The sequence below is a fragment of the Streptomyces sp. NPDC093795 genome (assembly GCF_044764665.1).
Taxonomy (GTDB): Bacteria; Actinomycetota; Actinomycetes; order Streptomycetales; family Streptomycetaceae; genus Streptomyces.
The window spans coordinates 95,618-113,415 of record NZ_JBIWIO010000013.1 but is presented as its reverse complement, the minus strand read 5'-3'; the positions used below and the strand labels follow the sequence as shown (position 1 = coordinate 113,415).

The following is a 17,798-nucleotide window of genomic DNA, read 5'->3' as shown; positions in this document are numbered from 1 at the left end:
CCCTGTGCAGTGATCGCCACGGAAAGGGAGTTACGTGTCCGTCTCAGGTCTCACCCCGTCCCGTCGCACCGCACTCGCCCTCGGCGCCGGTGCCGCGCTCGCGACCGCCTTACCTCTCGGCGGGTCCGCGTACGCCTCCTCCCCCGCCGGGCGGGACCTCGGTGGGAAGGATCCCGGCGGGCAGCGCCTCGTCGCGCGGCTGCGGGAGCTGGAGCGGCGGCACTCCGCCCGGCTCGGCGTGTTCGCCCACGACGTGCGGACGGGGCGCTCGGTGGCGTACCGCGCCGACGAACGCTTCCCGATGTGTTCGGTCTTCAAGACCCTCGCCGTCGCGGCCGTGCTTCGCGACCTCGATCGCGACGGAACGTTCCTGGCGCGGCGCATCCGCTACACCGAGGCGTACGTCAAGCGGTCGGGCTGGTCGCCCAGGACCGAGCTGCCCGAGAACCTCGCCCACGGGATGACCGTCGCCGAGCTCTGCGACGCCACCCTGCGCTACAGCGACAACACCGCCGCGAACCTGCTCCTTCGCGAGCTGGGCGGTCCGACCGCGGTCACGCGGTTCGCCCGGTCGGTCGGCGACCGCACGACGCGGCTCGACCGCTGGGAGCCCGAGCTGAACTCGGCGGAGCCCTGGCGGGAGACCGACACCACGACGCCCCACGCCATCGGCCGGACGTACGGGCGGCTCCTGCTCGGCGACGCACTCCCCCGCGAGGACCGGGAACGGCTCACGCGCTGGATGCTCGCCAACACCACCAGCGGCGAGCGGTTCCGTAAGGGGCTGCCGGCGGACTGGCTACTCGCCGACAAGACCGGCGGCGGCCGGTACGGCGGCAACAACGACGCGGGCGTCACCTGGCCGCCGGACGGCGGTCCGATCCTGCTCGTCGTGATGACGACACGGTTCGAGGAGGACGCGCCGCCCGTCGATCCGCTGGTGGCCGACGCGGCGGCCCTCGTGGCGGCGGAACTCCGCTGACGCGAGCCGGGGACGAGAGCCGCGACGAGAGCCGGGACGAGAGCCGGGAAATCGGCTCGATTAAATGGGTTGAGCGTCGTCTCCGGCTTTCCTAGGCTGTGGGTACACGCTGAAAGGAGGTGATCCGAGAACATGGTTTCTTTTCGGATTCGTGAGGTGACTGCGGGCTAACGGCCTGCCGTCGCACTCTGTGCACCTCGGCAGGTCATCTGCCGAAAACCACGCAGTCACCCGACCCGTGGGCCGCCGGTAATCCGGCCGGCTCCCGTCCGAACTCGAGCGGACGGGACCAAGGCCCACGGGTCGTCCGCGTTCCCGGCCACCCCCACCGGTCCCCCGTACGCGGGGGCGGCTGCCGGCTGCCGCGCCCGCGTACGTCAGGCCAGGCTCAGGGCGCCCGTCCGTCTGGCCCGTGCCTCGCCCACCCGCAGGATCAGCGAGGCCGCCACGAGGAGCAGGGCGCTCAGCGCTCCCAGGCCGAGCAGCGTGGGGGCGAGTTCGCCCGCCGTCCGGTGTTCGAGCAGCGCCCCGCGGACCGCGAGCAGGCTGCCGGTCAGGGGGAAGACCGCGCCGACGACCTGGACAGCCACGGGCAGGGCGAAGTGCGGGAGGCGGACGCCCGAGACGAACCAGAGCGGCTCGTCGAGGATCGTGTACAGGAAGGCCGAATCCCGGGAGAACACCAGCAGGCTGTTGAGGAACGCGCCCCACGCCACCGCCGGGATCAGCAGGGCCAGAAGGACGACCCCGTACATCCACCAGGCCGCGACGGACAGCGTGCCGAAGCCGGTCAGGGCGGCGACGGTGAAGCAGGTGAGCAGCCAGGCGTTCTGGAGGAGCGCCCCGGCGCCGTTGGCGATCATCAGGGTGAGGCGGCCCGCCGGGGAGAGGAAGAGCAGCTCCAGGGTGCCGGTGGTCCGCTCGAAGGAGAGGTGCCAGGCGCTCTGGACGAGGGAGAAGAAGAAGGCGTACGCGAGGGTGCCGGTGGCCAGGAACGCGAGGAGGCGCTCGGGGTCGGCGGCGAGCGGCCAGTTCTCCGCGGCCCGGGAGGCCGTGGCGACGGGCCGCAGGGTGTAGTAGGTGGTGGCCAGTTGGAGGATCGGCCAGACGAGCATCGAGAAGACGACGAGCGGCTGGCCGAAGAGCCGGCGGTGCTGCTTGAGCGTTTCCGCGGCGAAGACCCGCAGGGCGTGCCGGAGCTGGTTCACCGGGCGGCGCCCTGGCCCGCTGCCGTCGTCACGAGGGCCGCCTCGCCGGTCTCGGCGAGTGTCAGGATCGCGTCCTCCAGGCTGGCCTCGGCGATCTCCAGGCCGCCGATGGAGCCGCCGGCCCCGACCACGGCCGCCGCGAGCGGGCCGGCCATGTCGTCGGGGTGGCGCAGGGTGAGCAGTTCGCCGCCGTCGGGGAGGGGTTCGCGGGTCGCTCCGAAGGTGTCCGCGACGGCCCGGGTGCGGTCGGTGGGGTCGGTGACGGTGAGGCGGACCGTACGGTGGCTGCCGGTCGCGGTCTTCAGTTCGGCCGGGCTGCCCTGGGCGAGGTGGCGGCCGGCGGAGATCACGTACACATGGCCGCAGAGTTCCTCCACCTCGGCCAGGTAGTGCGACGTCAGCAGGACTCCGGTGCCGTCGTGGGCGGCCAGGTCGGCGACGACGCGCCGCAGGTCGCGGGCGATCGGGGCGTCGAGGCCGAGGGTCGGTTCGTCGAGGAGGAGGTAGTCGGGGCGGTTGATCAGGCCGCGGGCGATGGCGAGGCGCTGGGTCATGCCGCGCGAGTACCGCTCGACCATGGTGTCGGCGGCCTCGGTCAGGCCGACGAGGTCGAGGAGCTCGTCGGTCCTGCGGCGCAGTTCGGCCTTGGGGACGTCGTAGAGCTGCCCGAAGTACCAGAGGTTCTCACGGCCGGTCATGCGGGTGTAGACCATGCGCTCGCCGCCGGCGATGAGGTTGATGCGGCGGCGGACGGCGCGGGCGTCGGTGACGGCGTCGAGGCCGTCGACGCGGACGGTACCGGCGCTGGGGCGCAGGAGGGTGGCGAGGATCTTGATCGTGGTGGTCTTGCCGGCGCCGTTGAGGCCGAGGAGGCCGGTGACGCGGCCGCGCGGGATGTCGAGGTCGAGGCCGTCGACGGCGCGCTTGCGGGTGCGGGGGCCGAAGATGCCCTTGTCCCGTACGGAGAATTCCTTGTGCAGGCCGCGGACTTCGATCGCGGTGGTCATCAGTACGCCCTTTCGACGGCTCGGGCCTCGGCCCGCGGCAGGCAGGCCAGCCCCAGGAGGAGGTAGGCGACGGTGAGGGCGGCGCTGACGGCCAGCCTCGGGAGGAGTTCGGGGAGGGTGTGGCCGCCGGTGAAGCTGCCGTGCAGGACGTCCATCGCCGAGGTGGTGGGGAGGATTTCGGCGAACCACCGCACGGGCTCCGGGAGGTAGTCGCGCGGGAAGGTGAAGCCTCCGACCAGGCCGAGCACGATGAAGACGGTGTTCTGCGAGATGTGGGCCTCGCCCGCCGCGATCATCAGTCCGCCGAGGCCGACGGAGAGCGCGAAGACGGCCCCGATCAGCGCGAGGCCGCCGAGCAGCGCGCCCGGCACGGAGGAGACCGGCACGGTGATGCCGAGGACCGCGACGACGAGCCCGAGGGACAGGAACTCGAGGACGCTGCTGACCACCGCGAAGGCGGTGAAGCCGAGGAGGTACGGGAGGCGGCCGGCGGGGGCGATGAGCAGCGCGCCGAGGGTGCCCTGGCGCTGTTCGGTGATGAGGGCCTTGGCGGACCAGAGGATCAGCCGGACGGCGAAGTGGAAGGCGGTCGTGCCGACCACGATGTAGGCGAGGTAGGCGGTGGTGCCGCTGCCGGCGGCGAAGTCGTCGCCGACGGCGCCGCCGCCGATCGCGTGGAAGCCGAGGTAGGCCAGCGCGATGGTGAGTGCGGCGGGCAGGACGGTGCCGACGGCGTACGTCCACGGATAGGCTCGGCGGGTCATCTGCCAGGTGCGCCAGGCGGTTGCCCAGGCTATGGGCATGAAACGGATCCTCCCCCGGGTACGGGAACACTGCGAGTGAGTTCCCCTTAGGAACTTACAGTGAGTTTCTATCGGGAACTCACTCGATGGCGCAAGATGGACCGGTCACCGAACGAGGAGGACACGTCATGGCACGAGCCGTGCCCGAACGCGACGCCACCTGCGCCATCGCCCAGGCCGCGGCCGTCGTCGGCGACTGGTGGAGCCTGCTCCTCGTCCGCGAGACGGCACGGGGGCGGTACCGCTTCGACGAACTCCAGCGCGAGCTGGACATCTCCCGCAAGGTCCTCACCGAGCGGCTGAACCATCTCGTCGACAGCGGCGTCCTCGACAAGATCCCGTACCAGGAGGGGCCGGTGCGGTACGAGTACCGGCTCAGCGACGCCGGCCGCGCGCTGCTCCCCGTCCTGGTCTCGATGCAGGACTGGGCCGACCGCTGGCTGCTCGGCGACGGCTCGCTCACCGCCTCCGCCGACGAGCGGAGCGCCGAGGCCCACCGCGTCCACGACCTGCCCGGCACCCGGCTGCCCCGGCTCGCGCTGCCCGCGCACACGGGCGCGACGCTCGACCCGGTCGACACGGGGGCCGGTGCCACCGTCCTGTTCTGCTACCCGGCGACCGGCCGGCCCGGCCCCCTGCCGGAGAACTGGCCGGACATCCCCGGCACGACGGGATGCACCCTGGAGAACCGGCTGTTCCGGGAGGCGTACCCGCGGTTCACCGCGGCGGGCGTCGCGGTGCGCGGCATCAGCACGCAACGCCCCGACGAGCAGCGGGCGTTCGCGGAAGCAGAGGAGATCCCCTTCCCGCTCCTCTCCGACATGGACGACGGGTTCTCGGCGGCGCTGCGACTGCCGACGTTCCGCGCGGGCCAGGCTCTTCGGCTGAAGCGGGCGGTCCTGGTCCTGGACCGGGAACGGACCGTACGGCATGTGCAGTTCCCGGTCACCGACATCCCGGCCGCCGTGGAGACGGCGTGGCGCGAGGGGGCCGCGGTCGCCTCGGAGTGACGGCGTCGGCCCCGCCTCCCAAGGGGGCCGCGGTCGCCTCGGAGTGAAGATCTCCTCTTCATCTTCCCTGCGAGCGGCGCAAGTTGGGTGTCGGCACCCATGCCGAAGCGTCCGCTCGACTGGAAGGGTGGGGGCGGTGGGTGCGCCGCCGACCGGTCGGCGGCCCGAGGGGGGATCATGTCCGCCGTACCGCGGCCGGCTCGTCAGGAGGCCGAGGGCCGTGCGCGGCCCGTCGGGGCCGTGCCGCAGGACGGGCACATGGTCGTCTGCGGAGACGACGCCCTCGCGCACCGCATCGCCGGTGAACTGGCGGAGGTGTACCGGCAGGACGTCGTCCTCGTCGCGCCTGGCTGACCACAGGGGACCATCCGCTGCACGCCGCGTACCTCACGCTCCTCGACCTGTTCGCGATCGGCGACCCCGCGATCGGCGAGCCCACCGCACGTCAGGTCCTCCAGCTCCTCGCCGGCCTGCTGGGGCTCGCGCTGCTGCCCCTGCTGATCGCCGGCGCCCTCGAAGCACTCGGCGCCTACCGCGGCGCCGCCGCCCTCCGGCGCCCGCCGCGCGGGCTCGCCGGCCACGTCGTCCTCCTCGGTCTGGGGCGGGTCGGCACCCGTGTCCTGGTCCAGCTCCACGACCTGGGGGTGCCCGTGGTGTGCGTGGAGGACGACCCCGACGCCCGGGGCGTCGCCCACGCCCGCACCCTGCGGGTTCCGGTGGTCCTTGGCGACGTCACCCAGGAGGGGGTCCTGGAGGCGGCCAAGATCCATCGCGCACGCGCCCTGCTCGCCCTGACCAGTGCCGACACCACCAATCTGGAAGCCGTCCTGTACGGGCGCACCCTCAACCCGGACCTGCTCGTGGCCCTCCGCCTGTACGACGACGACTTCGCCTCCACCGTCTACCGGACCCTGCGGGCCGCCCACCCCGACGCGCTGACCCGCAGCCGGAGCGTGTCGACGCTCGCCGCGCCGGCCTTCGCCTCGGCGATGATGGGCCGTCAGATCCTCGGAGCGATCGCGGTCGAGCGCCGGGTCCTGGTCTTCGCCGCGCTCGGCATCGCCGGGCAGCCGCAGTTCGAGGGCCGGACGGTCGCGGAGGCGTTCCGCCCGGGCGCGTGGCGCATCCTCGCCCTCGACACGAGCACAGCGGATGCGACGGACGTACCGGAGGCACGGGACGCACGGGACGCGCCGGGAGCTCCCGCCTTCCCCGAGCCGCCCGGCCTGCTCTGGGACCTTCATCCCGGTTACGTGCTCCGCCCCGAGGACCGGGTGGTGGTCGCGGCCACCCGCGCCGGGCTCGCCGAGCTGCTCTCGTGACGACGGTCGCACCCGTCAAGGTTCGCGGGCCGCGCGGCGGTTCATCGCACGTACACCTCGACTTAGGGCTTCCGGACACCCGGTGGCGCCGTGCCGACACGGAGGGGCAGCACGCTCACGCAGGACCGATCACCCCCCCTGCAGAGGAGAGTTGCGTGACTCGCCCCACCACCGCCCGGTCGCTCGCGCTCGTCATGACCACGGCGCTCGCGGCAGCGGCCCTCGCCGTGCCGGCCCACGCCCATCACCGCTCCTCCGGAAACCCGCTCCCGGTCGTGACGCCCCGCGCGGAGACGCCGGTGCTGCACGACGACGAAGCCGGTGGCAACGCCGACGCGGACGACCCGGCGATCTGGCGCAACGCCGCCGCCCCCGATCGCAGCCTCGTCATCGCGACCGCCAAGGAAGGGGGCCTGCGCGTCTACGACCTGGACGCGCGACCGGTGCAGTCGATAGCCGCACCGCCGGCCGCCGGACCCGACGACGCCCCGGGCCGCTTCAACAACGTCGACCTCGTCCACGGTCTGCGGCTCTCCTCGGGCCGGGCCGACCTGGCCGTCACCAGCGACCGCGGCCATGACCGGCTGCGCTTCTACCGCATCGACCGTGACCGTACCGGCGGCCCCCTGACCGACGTCACCGACCCGGCCGCGCCTCCCGTGTTCTCCCGGGACCAGGCCGAGATCAACGACCAGCGGACCGCGTACGGTCTCGCGACCTGGACGGACCGCGCGACCGGGAAGTCCTTCGCCCTGGTCAGCCGACGTGAGCGCACCAGCATCACGCTGCTCGAACTGCTCCCGGCCGCGGGCGGCAAGGTCACGTACCGCACGGTCCGCACCCTGGACCTGCCCTCCTCCTTCCGGCTGCCCGACGGCACCTCGTGGTCCCCGTGCGGCGAGCCCGGCGAGCTGCCGCAGGTCGAGGGCATGGTCGTCGACCCGGCCAACGGCATGCTCTACGCCGGCCAGGAGGACATCGGCATCTGGCGCCTGCGCGCCGACCTCACCGGCACGCCGAAGCTGGTCGACACGGTCCGCGAGTACGGCGTTCCCGGGGTGTACGACGAGGAGACCGAGGAGTGCGCGCCGGGCGCCGACCCCGGCTTCGGCGGCACCAAGATCTCCGCGGACGTCGAGGGCCTGACCCTGCTCACCGAGTCCGACGGCGACGGATACCTCCTCGCCTCCAGCCAGGGTGACGACACCTTCGCCGCCTACGACCGGGAGGTCGGCGACGACAACGAGTACGAGGGCGGATTCCGGGTCGCCGCCGCGCACAGCGCGCTCGACGGCTCCGAGGAGTGCGACGGGGCCGCCGCCCTGAACGCCCCCCTCGGCTCGAAGTACCCGCGCGGCCTGCTCGTCGTGCAGGACGGGCACGACTCGCCCGCCGACGGCGACCGGGCCGCGACCAACTTCAAGTTCGTCGACCTCGGCACCGTCCTGGACGCCCTCGACGACTGAGCCCTTTCCCGGCGGCTCTCCCGGGGCGGCTGCCGCGCCTTTCGGCCCGGCGGCCGCCCCCGGGTCACGGGGTCACGGGGCCGTGAGGAGCGCCGTCACCGCGTGGGCCGTGGCCGGGTGGCGGGCCGTCAGGGCCGGAGAGCGGGCGTCCGGAGCGGCCGGCGTCCAGGGGTCGCCGCCGCCCAGGAGGTCCGCCAGCGCGTCGCTCGTGGACCGGTGGGTGAACAGCAGCGCCGCACCCGCCGGGCCGGCGGCCTGCCCGTCCGCCGGGGCCCATGGGTCCGTGGAGCCCAGAAGTCCCGCCAGGGCGTCGCACGTCTCCGGGTGCGCCGGGAGCAGCGCCGCACCGCGCGGCACGGCGGCCGGCCGGGCGAGCCGCGGCTCCGGTCGGGCGCGCCACGGCGGGACCCAGGCGTCCAGGGCCGCGAGCCGGGCCGGGAAGATCCGGCCCGCCTCGCGGATGAGCAGCGGGGCCAGCTCCGCGGCGTTCGACCGCAGGGTGGTGATGAGGGTCGGCAGCCACGGCAGCAGTACGTCGTCGGGCAACCGCCCGAAGGCGTTCGACACGGCCTCCACCACCACGTCCGCGAGCCCCGGCACCGGCTCCAGAGCGTGCACGAAGCCGCTGAGGTAGCGCGGGTAGGAGGGCACCACGAGGGGGTTGGCGAGGAGTGCGTCGCAGCGTGCGCGCAGTTCACCGCGGGGCAGGGTGCCGAGCTGGACCTGCGCGGCCCACAGCAGCGCCGTCTTCGCCGGGTCCCCCGGGTGCGACTGCGCCACCGCCAGTTCCAGCTGCGTCCGGTCACAGCCCAGGGACAGGGCCAGGCTCTCCATGCTGAACAGGAAGCCCAGCATCGCCGCGACCTGCCCCACGGTCGCGTCCTCGTCGCGGAACGCCGTCGGGAGCAGCGTGCAGTAGTGGGCGTACCCGGTTCTGACGAAGGACTCGATCCACGGCGGCAGCACCGGTTCGCTGGTGCGGTAGTACGCCAGGAGGCCGCGGACCCGGCGCAGTACCTCGGGTGCCCCGTCCACGGTGCGCTCGCCCGCGAGGACGTGGAGGGCGCGGGTGCCGAGCTCGTCGGCGAGGCGCCTGCCGCCGAGGTACAGGGTGGCGTCCTCGACCGCCGCGAGCACCTCCGCCGTCGTGGCCCGCTCACCGTACGCGGTGCGGCGCAGGCGCTGTTCGAGGACCTGCTCCAGGCTCACACCCTCGTAGCCGAGTTCGATGAGCGCCCGCTGGTGGGTGCCGAGCGACAGGTCCCACGACTCCTGGATCGACCGCTCGCCGAGCCGCCGCTCCCCCATCACCGGGCGTGCGGCGCCGGGTGGGAGCAGGCGGCGCAGCATCCACAGGACGTCCGAGCATGGCCGCAGCTCGGGCCGGGACGCCATGTCGAGGAGGGCTCGCCGTACGCCGCGCTGCTGGAGGTCCAGTGCGAGCGGTGCCAGCCGGTCGTGCACGTCGCGGGCGAGCGGCGGCAGGGCGTCGTAGCCGACCTGACCGATCCGGTCGCCGCCCATCATGATCTCGACGAGCCTGCGGACGTCCCGGCGGCCGGGGACGGTGTCCTTCTCGATGCAGGTGACCGCCGCGTCCTGGAAGTCGTACGGCGTGGGCTTGGCCCGGTCCCGCATGGCGGCGAGCAGGATCGATGTCTCGAAGACGGCGATCGCGTCGGCGGTGGAGGCGAGATAGCCGCTGCGGCGGGCGGCGCGGACGATGTCCACCGACCAGCCGAGCAGTTCGGCCTCGTCGAGCGTGTGCAGGGTGGGGGGCTGCTGGAGGAAGCCCGAGAGCCGGTCCTCCGTGGGTACGGGCGGGGGCGGCGGCGCGGCGGCCTTCGCGGCCTTCTTCGCCGGGCGCGACTTCTTCGTACCGGCCTGCCCCGCGAGGCGGTACGGCTCGACCCCGGTGCGCTTGAGGTTCTTCGCCCATTCCGTCGCGGCGATGGACACGGAGCCCGGGGCGAGGCCGAACTGTGCCTCGATCGCCGTGTGGCTGGAGGGGATCAGGCCGTACTGCCAGGTCGTGGCGGTCCGTGGGGAGACGGCGAAGTCGCCGGTGCCGTGCACGCCGAACTCCTCGACGCGGCTGGCCGCGTGGAAGGCGCCGCACACGTAGAGGCAGTCCGCCGGGTCGGTGCCGGTCGCGGCCAGGTGCTCGCGCATCCGGGTCCACATGTAGCGCTCGCGGTCCTCGTCGACGCGCACCCGGTCGCCCCGGCCGGGGGCGAGTCGCCGGAACAGGCTGCCGATCAGGAACATGACCTGGCGGTAGGTGTCGTGGTCGCTGCCGGCGAGCGGGACCTCGACGTACTGGTGCCACCACTCCGACCAGTGCCGCACCTTGCCGTGGCGCAGCAGGTGCTCCTCCAGTTCCGCGAAGCGGGGCCGCAGGTCACCGATCTCGACGCCGACGGCCTCACCGTGCAGGGCGTCCTCGTCGCCGGCGGTCCGCTCACCCGGTTCGGCCTGGTCGGCCTGGTCGGCCTGGTCGGTCTGGTCGGCCTGGTCGTGCCGGGCGTCCCACTGGAAGACGTGGTCGGAGGAGCGGTCGACGAGGACCAGTTCCACGCCCGGTGTGTCGAGGGCGTAGGCGATGGCCTGGTACTCGGCGGAGGCCTCGGTGACGGGTGCGACGACGGACAGCGGGGCCCAGTCGGGCGGGAAGCCGTCGATCTCGCCGGCGAAGGCCTGTACGGCGACGGGCAGCCGGCAGTTGCGCAGCTCGGTGAGGAGCGGCGTCATGTCCTCGCACAGTTCCAGGTAGACGACCTTGGGCTGCTTCTCGCGCAGTCGGCGGGCCATGGCGAGGGCGGAGGCGGGCGAGTGGTGGCAGACGGGGAAGATCTCCAGGGGTTCGCCGACGGCGCGGTCGACGTCGTCGACCATGCCGAGGAGGATGCCTTCAAGGGCGTCCTGGCCCCCTGCGAACTCCTCTGCGGCCTGGTGGAGTTGGCCTCGTAGCGCGGTGAACGTGGCTCCCGGTCCGGTGGTCTCGATAGTCCCGGTCATGACAGCTTGGCGATCGCGTCGCGGCCGCCCTCCAGGAACTCGGGCCAGGAGCCGCCCTCCTCCTTGCCGCGCGGCTCGACGACACCGTGCAGGTACTTGTTGAGAATGGCCAGGTCCTCGGGCTCGCGGCGGGCGAGTGTGCCGACCAGCGAGGCGGCGAGGGCGCGGGCGGTCAGGGTGCGCTCGCCGAAGAAGTCGCTGTGCAGGACCGCGTCCTCCAGGACGCCGATCTGCTCGGCGGTGGAGAGTGCGGACTCCAGCTTCTCGTCGTCGCTGCCGGCCGCGGCGGCGGAGGCCCTCAGGTCGGCGAAGCTCTGGAGGAGGACGTCGAGGAGGGTGGGGGGTACGTCCAGCTCGATCTCGTGCCGACGCAGCAGTTCCTCCGTGCGGAAGCGGACGATCTCCGCTTCGCTCTTCTTGTTCGTGACGACGGGGATGCGGACGAAGTTGAACCGGCGCTTGAGCGCGGAGGACAGGTCGTTGACGCCCCGGTCGCGGCTGTTGGCGGTGGCGATGACCGAGAAGCCGGGCTGGGCGAAGACGATGTTCTCGCCGCCGGCGCTGTCGAGTTCGGGGACCGAGATGTACTTCTCGGAGAGGATCGAGATGAGCGCGTCCTGGACGTCGCTGGTGGAGCGGGTGAGCTCCTCGAAGCGGCCGATGGTGCCGGTCTCCATGGCGGTCATGATCGGCGAGGGGATCATCGACTCGCGGGACTGGCCCTTGGCGATGACCATGGACACGTTCCAGGAGTACTTGATGTGGTCCTCGGTGGTGCCGGCGGTGCCCTGGACCACCTGGGTGGAGTTGCGGCTGATCGCGGCCGAGAGGAGCTCGGCGAGCCAGCTCTTGCCGGTGCCGGGGTCACCGATGAGGAGCAGACCGCGGTCGGAGGCGAGGGTGACGATGGAGCGCTCGACGAAGCTGCGGTCGCCGAACCACTTCTGCGGCACCTCCCGGTCCAGGCCGTCGGCGCGCTCGGAGCCGAGGACGAACAGGCGGACCATCTTCGGGGAAAGGCGCCAGGAGAACGGCTTGGGGTTGTCGTCGATCGACTCCAGCCAGTCGAGTTCTTCGGCGTACTTGATCTCGGCGGGAGCGCGGAGCAGGTCGGACATGCGAGGGCCTTTCTGGGCGTCTCAGATCGGGGCGTCTCAGGTGAGGAAGGTCTTGAGTTCGTGCACGAGCTTGTCGATGTGGCCGGAGACCACCGGGGTGCCGAGCGCCTTGAACCGCTCCCGGAACCAGGGGTTGACCTCCTGCCGTCCGGAGCTGGTCACCGAGCCGACGGGGATGAACTTCACGCCGGACCGGTGGACCGCTTCGATGCCTTCGAACAGGGGCTGTGACCGGTCGAACTCGTAGAAGTCGGAGATCCACACCATCACGGTGTTCTTGGGTTCGGCGATCTTCGGCCGGGCCATCGCCATCGCGATCGGTCCGTCGTTGCCGCCGCCGAGGTTGGTGCGCAGGAGCACGTCGAACGGATCGTGCACCCAGGGGGTGAGGTCGATGGCACGGGTGTCGTACGCGATGAGGTGGACGTCGACCTTCGGCAGCCCGGCGAAGATCGAGGCGAGGATGGTGCAGTTGACCATCGAGTCGACCATGGAGCCCGACTGGTCCACGACGACGATGAGCCGCTGGGGTGTGGTCCGGCGGACGGTGTGCCGGTAGTAGAGGCGGTCGACGTAGAGCCGCTCCTCTTCCGGGCTCCAGTTGGTGAGGTTCTTCCAGATGGTGCGGTCGAGGTCGAGGTTGCGGAAGACGCGCTTGGGCGGGACCGAGCGGTCGAGCTCCCCGACGGTGGCCTTCTCCACCTGCGTGCGGAGCACCTGGGCGACCTCGTCGACGTAACGCCGGATGAGGGACTTGGCGTTGGTGAGGGCGATGCCGGACAGGTTGCCCTTGTCGCGCAGCAGTTGCTCGATCAGGGACATGCTGGGGGTGAGCCGGGCGGCCAGGGCGGGGTCTGCGAGGACCTCGCGCAGGTGCATGCGGCGGACGAGTTCGGCCTCGACCGTGCCGAGTTCGGACCCCAGGCCGCCGGCCGGGCCAACCACTCCGGCTCCTTGCCCGCCGCACAGACCCCCGGGCGGGCAGCCGAGCGCCCGCTCCAGCCACCCCGCGTCCGACTGCCAGCGGGCCAGTTGGCCCGCGGAGACCGTTCCCGATCCGGTGGCGAACACGTTGAGCAGCAGCTTCGAGGCGAGCGCGGCGCGCCGTACCTCCGCCGCCCGGTCGCGCGCGCCGTCCGGGTCGGGCTCCGGCGTCATCAGGCCGTCGAACTCGTCGGCCAGCTCCGGATGCCGTTGTACGACGGAGTCGACGGACGCGCCCGGGTCGAGCAGTGCCGACGGGAGACCGATGTCCTCGACGACGGCGAGGCTCGCCGATTCGAGAGCGGCCTGCTCCTGGGGGTCGAAGAGCCGGGCGAGAAGGCGCCAGTAGAGGACCTGGCGACGGTTGTCGTCGGCGTCGGGGCCGCCGGGGGCCGGGGTGACGGCCGCTTCGGGGCCGTCCGGGGCCGGCGTGACGGCCGCGTCGGGGCCGTCCGGGGCCGGGGTGACGGCCGCGTCGGAGCCGTCGGGGGCCGGGGTGACGGCCGCGTCGGAGCCTGGTGTGGTCGGCCGGGTCCGGTCGGGCGGGGACGTGGTGTCGGTCATGCGCGCAGCAGCTTTCCTGCTCGCTCGCGCAGGACGGTGACGGAGTCCGTGGCCGCCTTCTCCGCCCGTACGCCGAGCTTGTCGGTGGTGCCTCCGGCCCACGCGCCCGCGTGGACGGCGACGGTCTTCTTCCGGACGGTCGTCTCGACGGCGAGCGGCTGGAGGACGAACTCCCCCGCGTCCCACCGGAGCAGCCCGAGGCACGCGCCGGAGGCGGCGACGGTCTCCGGAGTGAGCGGGCCCGCGGCGGGGACGCGGTCGGTGTCGACGACCAGCCGGTGCCCTGCGACGGTGAACACGGTCGCCCCGTCATCCCCACACTCCGCCGCGTACCCCTCCAGGAGTACGGGGACGGCGATCCGGGCGGGGTGGCGGTCCAGCGGGGCGGTCACCGGGTCGGTGGCGGCGGCCAGGATCACCCGGGCGGTGGCGAAGGGGTCGGCCGGCTCCCCGGCGCGCGCCCGTTCGTCGTCCCACACGAGGTCGCCCTCGGTCGTGACGGGCATGGCGTCGAGTTCCATGGCGCGCCCCTCCCCCGCCGCGCCGAGCAGGGACATCCGCGGCCGGAGGAGCTGCCACAGACCGGCGCCGACGACGGTGTCGGGCTTGGGTGCGGACACCGCCGCCCTGACGAGGCGCGGCGCCGTCCCGTCGGAGGGTTCGAGCACCGCGTGGACCTGGGCCTGCACGGCGGTCGCGTGCTCCTGTACGTCCACGCCCAGGGGCAGCAGACGGCCGGTCACGGTGGACAGGGCGGGGGCGGGGGCGGCACCCGGCAGGGTCAGGAGCAAGGCGCGCGTCCACAGGTCGGCCCAGCGGCGGACCGGGACGCGCTCCAGGGTGGCGCCGGGGCAGGAGGCGGCGAGTTCGGCCGCGAAGCCGTCGAGCAGGGTCGCCAGGCGGCGCAGCCGGGTGTCCGGCAGCATCGCGGAGACCACGGGGGCGGCTCCGGCGACGAGTTCGTGGTCGATGCCCTGCCAGCCGGCGCGGGCGAGGTCGCAGAGCCAGGCGCGGGCGGCGGCGAGCACGTTGGCACCGGTGCCGTCGGCGGCCGTGGCGTCCCTGTCGGTGGCGCCGGGGTCCGGGGCGCTCCGCTCGGCGCGCGGCCGGCCGGTGACGTCGGCGACGCGGTCCGTCAGGGCGTCGTGCGCGGCGCCCATGAGGGCGGTGCGGGCGGCGGCGAGCGCGACGAGGTGGTCCTCGCCGGCGGCGCCGGCCGCGGCCTTGTCGGCCGCCTCGGCGACCAGCGAGGCGAGGGGTGTCCCGGCGACGGCGTCCGCGAGCGCCGCGAGTCCGGCGGCCTGGGCGGGCTGCGGTCGGAGCAGTCCGGCGACGAGTGCCTGGTCGAAGGCGTCGACGGCGTCGAACGCTTCGTCGAGCCCGTCGACGGGGTCGGTGAGCAGGTCCGTACGCATCAGGCGACCGTCCTCGTCGGCGGGAACCACTGCATCTCGGGCAGCGGCGCGGTGGTCGGCTCCAGTTCGAGGTAGGCGAGGTGCCGGAGGAACCGGCTGAACACGGGGGCGGCCGCCGAGGTGTCGCCCTGCGCGGGACGCGCGGCGGTCATCACCGAGACGAGCTTCTGCGCGTCGGGTTCGCCGTCCGGGGTGTCGGCCTTCAGGTACCGGGCGACGCGCTCGGCCCCGTACTGCAGGACGGCCTCCCCGACGAGGGCGCGGATGTGGTTGCAGAAGGTGCCGCGCGCTCCGCCGCAGGGGCGGTTGTTGTTGGTGCTGCACGCGAACGCGTACGTCGTGGTCGCGATCGAGGACACGTACACGCGTCCTGCGTCGGACCCGCTGGACACGACGCCCTGCAGTCGTCCGTCGGCCAGTTCGACGAACGGCACCTTGGCGAGTTTCCGCGGTCGCGCGGGCGGCACCACCCGCGCCGTACTCGACCTCTCCCAGACCGGCAACGTACCTCTCCCATGCACGTCGAAGGGATGCTCTCGCCGTCGTGGCGGAACGAGATCGAACCTATCCCCGCCCACTGACAACGCCTCGAAAACGCACATGCGAACGGAGCCAGGCCCCAGAAACGTGCTGGGGAAGGAGGCTGGGCGGGGTGAGGGGAAGGAGGCTCGGCGGGATGAGTCGGGAGGCGCCGAGTGGCCGGTCGTCGGCGCGGCGACGAACCCTACGCGCCGCCCCAGGTGTCCCCGGAGTCGCCGCCTCCGCCGTACGGCCACGGCTCGTCCGTCCCGAATCGGACCCACAACCAGAAGGCACCCGCGCCGAGCGCCAGCAGACCGACGGGGATAAGGACGGCCAGAAGTATCGCCACCACCATGTCCATCTTCTCAACCAATCGTCAGGCGGCTCGCCGCACGGGATGTGTCACGGAGGCCCGCCAGGCTAGCCTTCCGGAAGGCTTCCCCTGCCTGCTCGGAGTCTCCCGTCAACATGACGGCTTGAAAAGGAGGTTGACACGTGTGCCTCTCGTCCGACGACCGCGCCGGGACCGCTCGGGGCGCTCTCCCGAGGCGCGGGTCATGAGGGTGTGCCCCGGCGAGCACCGGGGGCGGCGTTGACCTTGCTGACGAATCTCCTCTTCCTCGGCGGCGGATTCGTAGCGCTCTTGCTCATATCCCTCCTCCCGATGCTCATCATCGGGGCGCCCAAGGAGTGGTGCCGCACCTGCAAACACCAGAGCTACGACCACGAGGACGGCACCGGACGGTGCACGGGCGACGACTTCCCCACCGGTGAGTTCGCACCGAGCGGCACCTGCGACTGCTGGGGGTACGTGCCGAACAGAAAGCCCCGATAAGGGGCGGCCGGAGAGGCGACGGCAGGCGGCTCTCGCGGAATCGTGGCACGACAGGGTGAGTGGACGCCTCAGGAAGGGGCGGACCAGATGTCTATCGGGACGGTGCTCGTACTGCGGCCGGCCGGGTCGAGGATGCGGCCCATGCGCTTGACGAAGCTCAGCGAGACGGCTTGGTCGAGCACCTTCAGGTGCGGCAGGGCGCTGGTGAGCCGGGCTTCGAGGCCGCGGATGTCGGGGAGGGAACGGAGCCAGACACTGATGAGCAGGTTCGCCGTGCCGCCGGCGAGGCCGATGCACGCCCTGATCTCGGGGACGGCTGCCAGGAGTCTGTTCAGGGCGTCGCGGTCCTCGATCTCGGCCTTGGCCCAGATCTGGGTGGAGATCGGCCAGCCACACAGGGGCTGAGCGACCTCACAGCGCAACTCCAGGTCCTCGTTGGCGGTGAGGAGCCGGAGCCGCTTGCGTACGGTGGTGATCCCGACGCCCAGTTCCTGGGCGAGGTCCGTGAGCGTGGTGCGCCCGTCGGCCCCCAGGCGCACGATGAGGAGCCGGTCCCTCTCGGTCAGCGTCTGGGGCGTCGACGGCGAGCGCGTCGGCCGCTCGGCGGTGATGCGGGCCCGCTGCCGGGGATCGAGGGAGCGCAGTCGCCAGTCGGCGGCGTGCGTGAAGACGTGGGTGCCGAGCTGGGTGCGGGTCGCGCGGATGCCGGGAAGTACTCCCAGGCGTTCGAGCAGATACCCGGAGAGCGTGGAGATCGTGGGCGTCGAGACGGTGAGCAGCAGGTCCCGGCCGCCGCTCGTGTGTTCCACCGTCAGGACGTGGGGCCATCGCGCGAGGGTGTTGGCCACATCGAGCGTGTGGCCGGCCTGACAGTCCACTTCGACGAAGGCGAGGCAGCTCTGGGAGACCTGTGCGCGCCCGGGCTGTGCCGTGACCCACGCGACGCCCGCCTCGGTCAGCCGGGACCAGCGCCGCGCCACGGTGACGGGGTCGAGGTCGAGGGCGCGCCCGATGCGGGACCAGGGGGCTCGGGGGTCGATCTGCAGCGTGTGGACCAGGCTCAGGTCGAGTTCGTCCAGGGGTGCAGATTCCTGCAAACGATCAGCCATTGAAGCAAAATCCTGCGTTTTCCGGGCGCATGGATCTTGAGTATCCATCATCACAGGCATCCGGGCGAGGGCGCGGGTACGTCAGTGGAGGGGGTAGCGGTGTCGGTGCGGGAGGACGCACGGAGCGTGCGGGGCGATCTGGTCCGCCTGCGGCGGGGGCTGCATGCCGATCCGGAGCACCCCGACCGGCCACCGGCTGGGGGGACTTGCTCCCGAGTGCCGGCCGAAGTACCCGGCGCGTTCGTGGTCCTGGGCGCCTGTCCACCGGACCGGGATGTCCAGCGGGCCCCGTACGACCACTCGCCCCTGGTCGTCTTCGACGACGGGGTGCTGAGCGACGGAGCCGCGCTTTACGCCGAACTCGCCCTGCCCCGCAGCCCGGAGAAGGCGAAGCCCGCCCGCGGCTCCTGACCACTCCGCCCCCGCCCTCACCCG

General features: G+C 72.5%; 15 protein-coding genes and 1 pseudogene. 6 read left to right on the top strand and 10 right to left on the bottom strand.

Annotation, left to right across the window (positions count from 1 at the left end):
* The first annotated feature begins 34 nt into the window (after nucleotides 1-34).
* Nucleotides 35-982, top strand: coding sequence for a class A beta-lactamase (gene bla / locus ACIRB7_RS29815; protein ID WP_403604643.1), 948 nt, complete (start codon nucleotides 35-37; stop codon nucleotides 980-982).
* Nucleotides 983-1,359: 377 nt separating this feature from the next.
* On the opposite strand, the gene ACIRB7_RS29810 is transcribed toward bla, so the two are convergent.
* The 3 genes from ACIRB7_RS29810 to ACIRB7_RS29800 are packed head-to-tail and all read right to left on the bottom strand — an operon-like array spanning nucleotide 1,360 to nucleotide 4,000.
* On the bottom strand, nucleotides 1,360-2,190 hold the full coding sequence (locus ACIRB7_RS29810) for an ABC transporter permease (protein WP_403604640.1): 831 nt from the start codon (nucleotides 2,188-2,190) through the stop codon (nucleotides 1,360-1,362).
* The gene (locus ACIRB7_RS29805; RefSeq protein ID WP_403604637.1) at nucleotides 2,187-3,197 is read right to left on the bottom strand and encodes an ABC transporter ATP-binding protein; all 1,011 of its coding nucleotides are present in this window, start codon (nucleotides 3,195-3,197) and stop codon (nucleotides 2,187-2,189) included. Before ACIRB7_RS29805 ends, ACIRB7_RS29810 begins: the two co-directional genes overlap by 4 nt.
* Complete coding sequence (locus tag ACIRB7_RS29800; RefSeq protein WP_403604634.1) at nucleotides 3,197-4,000, bottom strand: ABC transporter permease; 804 nt, start codon at nucleotides 3,998-4,000, stop codon at nucleotides 3,197-3,199. The genes ACIRB7_RS29805 and ACIRB7_RS29800 overlap by 1 nt, the downstream gene beginning before the upstream one ends.
* Nucleotides 4,001-4,128: 128 nt before the next feature.
* Here ACIRB7_RS29800 and ACIRB7_RS29795 point away from each other — a divergent pair, with 128 nt between their 5' ends.
* The 3 genes and pseudogenes from ACIRB7_RS29795 (at nucleotide 4,129) to ACIRB7_RS29785 (ending at nucleotide 7,798) form a co-directional block, all read left to right on the top strand.
* Entirely contained in the window at nucleotides 4,129-5,010 is an 882-nt protein-coding gene (locus tag ACIRB7_RS29795) for a winged helix-turn-helix transcriptional regulator (RefSeq protein ID WP_403604631.1), read from the top strand.
* 350 nt (nucleotides 5,011-5,360) lie between these two features.
* A pseudogene (locus ACIRB7_RS29790) lies at nucleotides 5,361-6,332 on the top strand (potassium channel family protein); the annotation flags it as partial.
* A gap of 194 nt (nucleotides 6,333-6,526) precedes the next feature.
* Nucleotides 6,527-7,798 (top strand): phytase, encoded by a 1,272-nt coding sequence (locus ACIRB7_RS29785; RefSeq protein ID WP_403605051.1) that lies wholly within the window; start codon nucleotides 6,527-6,529, stop codon nucleotides 7,796-7,798.
* A 72-nt stretch (nucleotides 7,799-7,870) separates the two neighbouring features.
* On the opposite strand, the gene ACIRB7_RS29780 is transcribed toward ACIRB7_RS29785, so the two are convergent.
* The 6 genes from ACIRB7_RS29780 to ACIRB7_RS29755 all read right to left on the bottom strand — a co-directional run bounded on the left by ACIRB7_RS29780 (nucleotide 7,871) and on the right by ACIRB7_RS29755 (nucleotide 15,774).
* On the bottom strand, nucleotides 7,871-10,816 hold the full coding sequence (locus ACIRB7_RS29780; RefSeq protein ID WP_403604628.1) for a hypothetical protein: 2,946 nt from the start codon (nucleotides 10,814-10,816) through the stop codon (nucleotides 7,871-7,873).
* Nucleotides 10,813-11,934 carry an AAA family ATPase gene (locus ACIRB7_RS29775; protein ID WP_403604625.1) on the bottom strand — a complete coding sequence of 374 codons (1,122 nt, stop codon included), beginning with the start codon at nucleotides 11,932-11,934 and terminating at the stop codon, nucleotides 10,813-10,815. The genes ACIRB7_RS29780 and ACIRB7_RS29775 overlap by 4 nt, the downstream gene beginning before the upstream one ends.
* A 36-nt stretch (nucleotides 11,935-11,970) precedes the next feature.
* Nucleotides 11,971-13,482 carry a VWA domain-containing protein gene (locus ACIRB7_RS29770; RefSeq protein ID WP_403604623.1) on the bottom strand — a complete coding sequence of 504 codons (1,512 nt, stop codon included), beginning with the start codon at nucleotides 13,480-13,482 and terminating at the stop codon, nucleotides 11,971-11,973.
* Entirely contained in the window at nucleotides 13,479-14,927 is a 1,449-nt protein-coding gene (locus ACIRB7_RS29765) for a hypothetical protein (protein WP_403604620.1), read from the bottom strand. The genes ACIRB7_RS29770 and ACIRB7_RS29765 overlap by 4 nt, the downstream gene beginning before the upstream one ends.
* On the bottom strand, nucleotides 14,897-15,400 hold the full coding sequence (locus tag ACIRB7_RS29760; protein ID WP_403604617.1) for a hypothetical protein: 504 nt from the start codon (nucleotides 15,398-15,400) through the stop codon (nucleotides 14,897-14,899). The genes ACIRB7_RS29765 and ACIRB7_RS29760 overlap by 31 nt, the downstream gene beginning before the upstream one ends.
* Before the next feature lie 221 nt (nucleotides 15,401-15,621).
* Entirely contained in the window at nucleotides 15,622-15,774 is a 153-nt protein-coding gene (locus tag ACIRB7_RS29755) for a hypothetical protein (protein ID WP_403604614.1), read from the bottom strand.
* 243 nt (nucleotides 15,775-16,017) lie between these two features.
* Here ACIRB7_RS29755 and ACIRB7_RS29750 point away from each other — a divergent pair, with 243 nt between their 5' ends.
* Entirely contained in the window at nucleotides 16,018-16,254 is a 237-nt protein-coding gene (locus tag ACIRB7_RS29750; protein ID WP_403604611.1) for a hypothetical protein, read from the top strand.
* 68 nt (nucleotides 16,255-16,322) lie between these two features.
* Here ACIRB7_RS29750 and ACIRB7_RS29745 read toward each other — a convergent pair whose 3' ends face one another.
* Nucleotides 16,323-17,363 (bottom strand): Lrp/AsnC family transcriptional regulator, encoded by a 1,041-nt coding sequence (locus ACIRB7_RS29745; RefSeq protein ID WP_403604608.1) that lies wholly within the window; start codon nucleotides 17,361-17,363, stop codon nucleotides 16,323-16,325.
* Between the two features lie 216 nt (nucleotides 17,364-17,579).
* Between ACIRB7_RS29745 and ACIRB7_RS29740 the strand changes: the two genes are divergently transcribed.
* Complete coding sequence (locus tag ACIRB7_RS29740) at nucleotides 17,580-17,774, top strand: hypothetical protein (protein WP_403604605.1); 195 nt, start codon at nucleotides 17,580-17,582, stop codon at nucleotides 17,772-17,774.
* Nucleotides 17,775-17,798: the final 24 nt, after the last annotated feature.

What these genes read in the sequence shown, in the direction of transcription:
- ACIRB7_RS29805 (WP_403604637.1), bottom strand. Translation starts at nt 3,197, where the DNA reads ATGACCACCGCGATCGAAGTCCGCGGCCTGCACAAGGAATTCTCCGTA.
- ACIRB7_RS29800 (WP_403604634.1), bottom strand. Translation starts at nt 4,000, where the DNA reads ATGCCCATAGCCTGGGCAACCGCCTGGCGCACCTGGCAGATGACCCGC.
- ACIRB7_RS29795 (WP_403604631.1), top strand. Translation starts at nt 4,129, where the DNA reads ATGGCACGAGCCGTGCCCGAACGCGACGCCACCTGCGCCATCGCCCAG.
- ACIRB7_RS29785 (WP_403605051.1), top strand. Translation starts at nt 6,527, where the DNA reads ATGACCACGGCGCTCGCGGCAGCGGCCCTCGCCGTGCCGGCCCACGCC.
- ACIRB7_RS29780 (WP_403604628.1), bottom strand. Translation starts at nt 10,816, where the DNA reads ATGACCGGGACTATCGAGACCACCGGACCGGGAGCCACGTTCACCGCG.
- ACIRB7_RS29775 (WP_403604625.1), bottom strand. Translation starts at nt 11,934, where the DNA reads ATGTCCGACCTGCTCCGCGCTCCCGCCGAGATCAAGTACGCCGAAGAA.
- ACIRB7_RS29770 (WP_403604623.1), bottom strand. Translation starts at nt 13,482, where the DNA reads ATGACCGACACCACGTCCCCGCCCGACCGGACCCGGCCGACCACACCA.
- ACIRB7_RS29755 (WP_403604614.1), bottom strand. Translation starts at nt 15,774, where the DNA reads ATGGTGGTGGCGATACTTCTGGCCGTCCTTATCCCCGTCGGTCTGCTG.
- ACIRB7_RS29745 (WP_403604608.1), bottom strand. Translation starts at nt 17,363, where the DNA reads ATGGCTGATCGTTTGCAGGAATCTGCACCCCTGGACGAACTCGACCTG.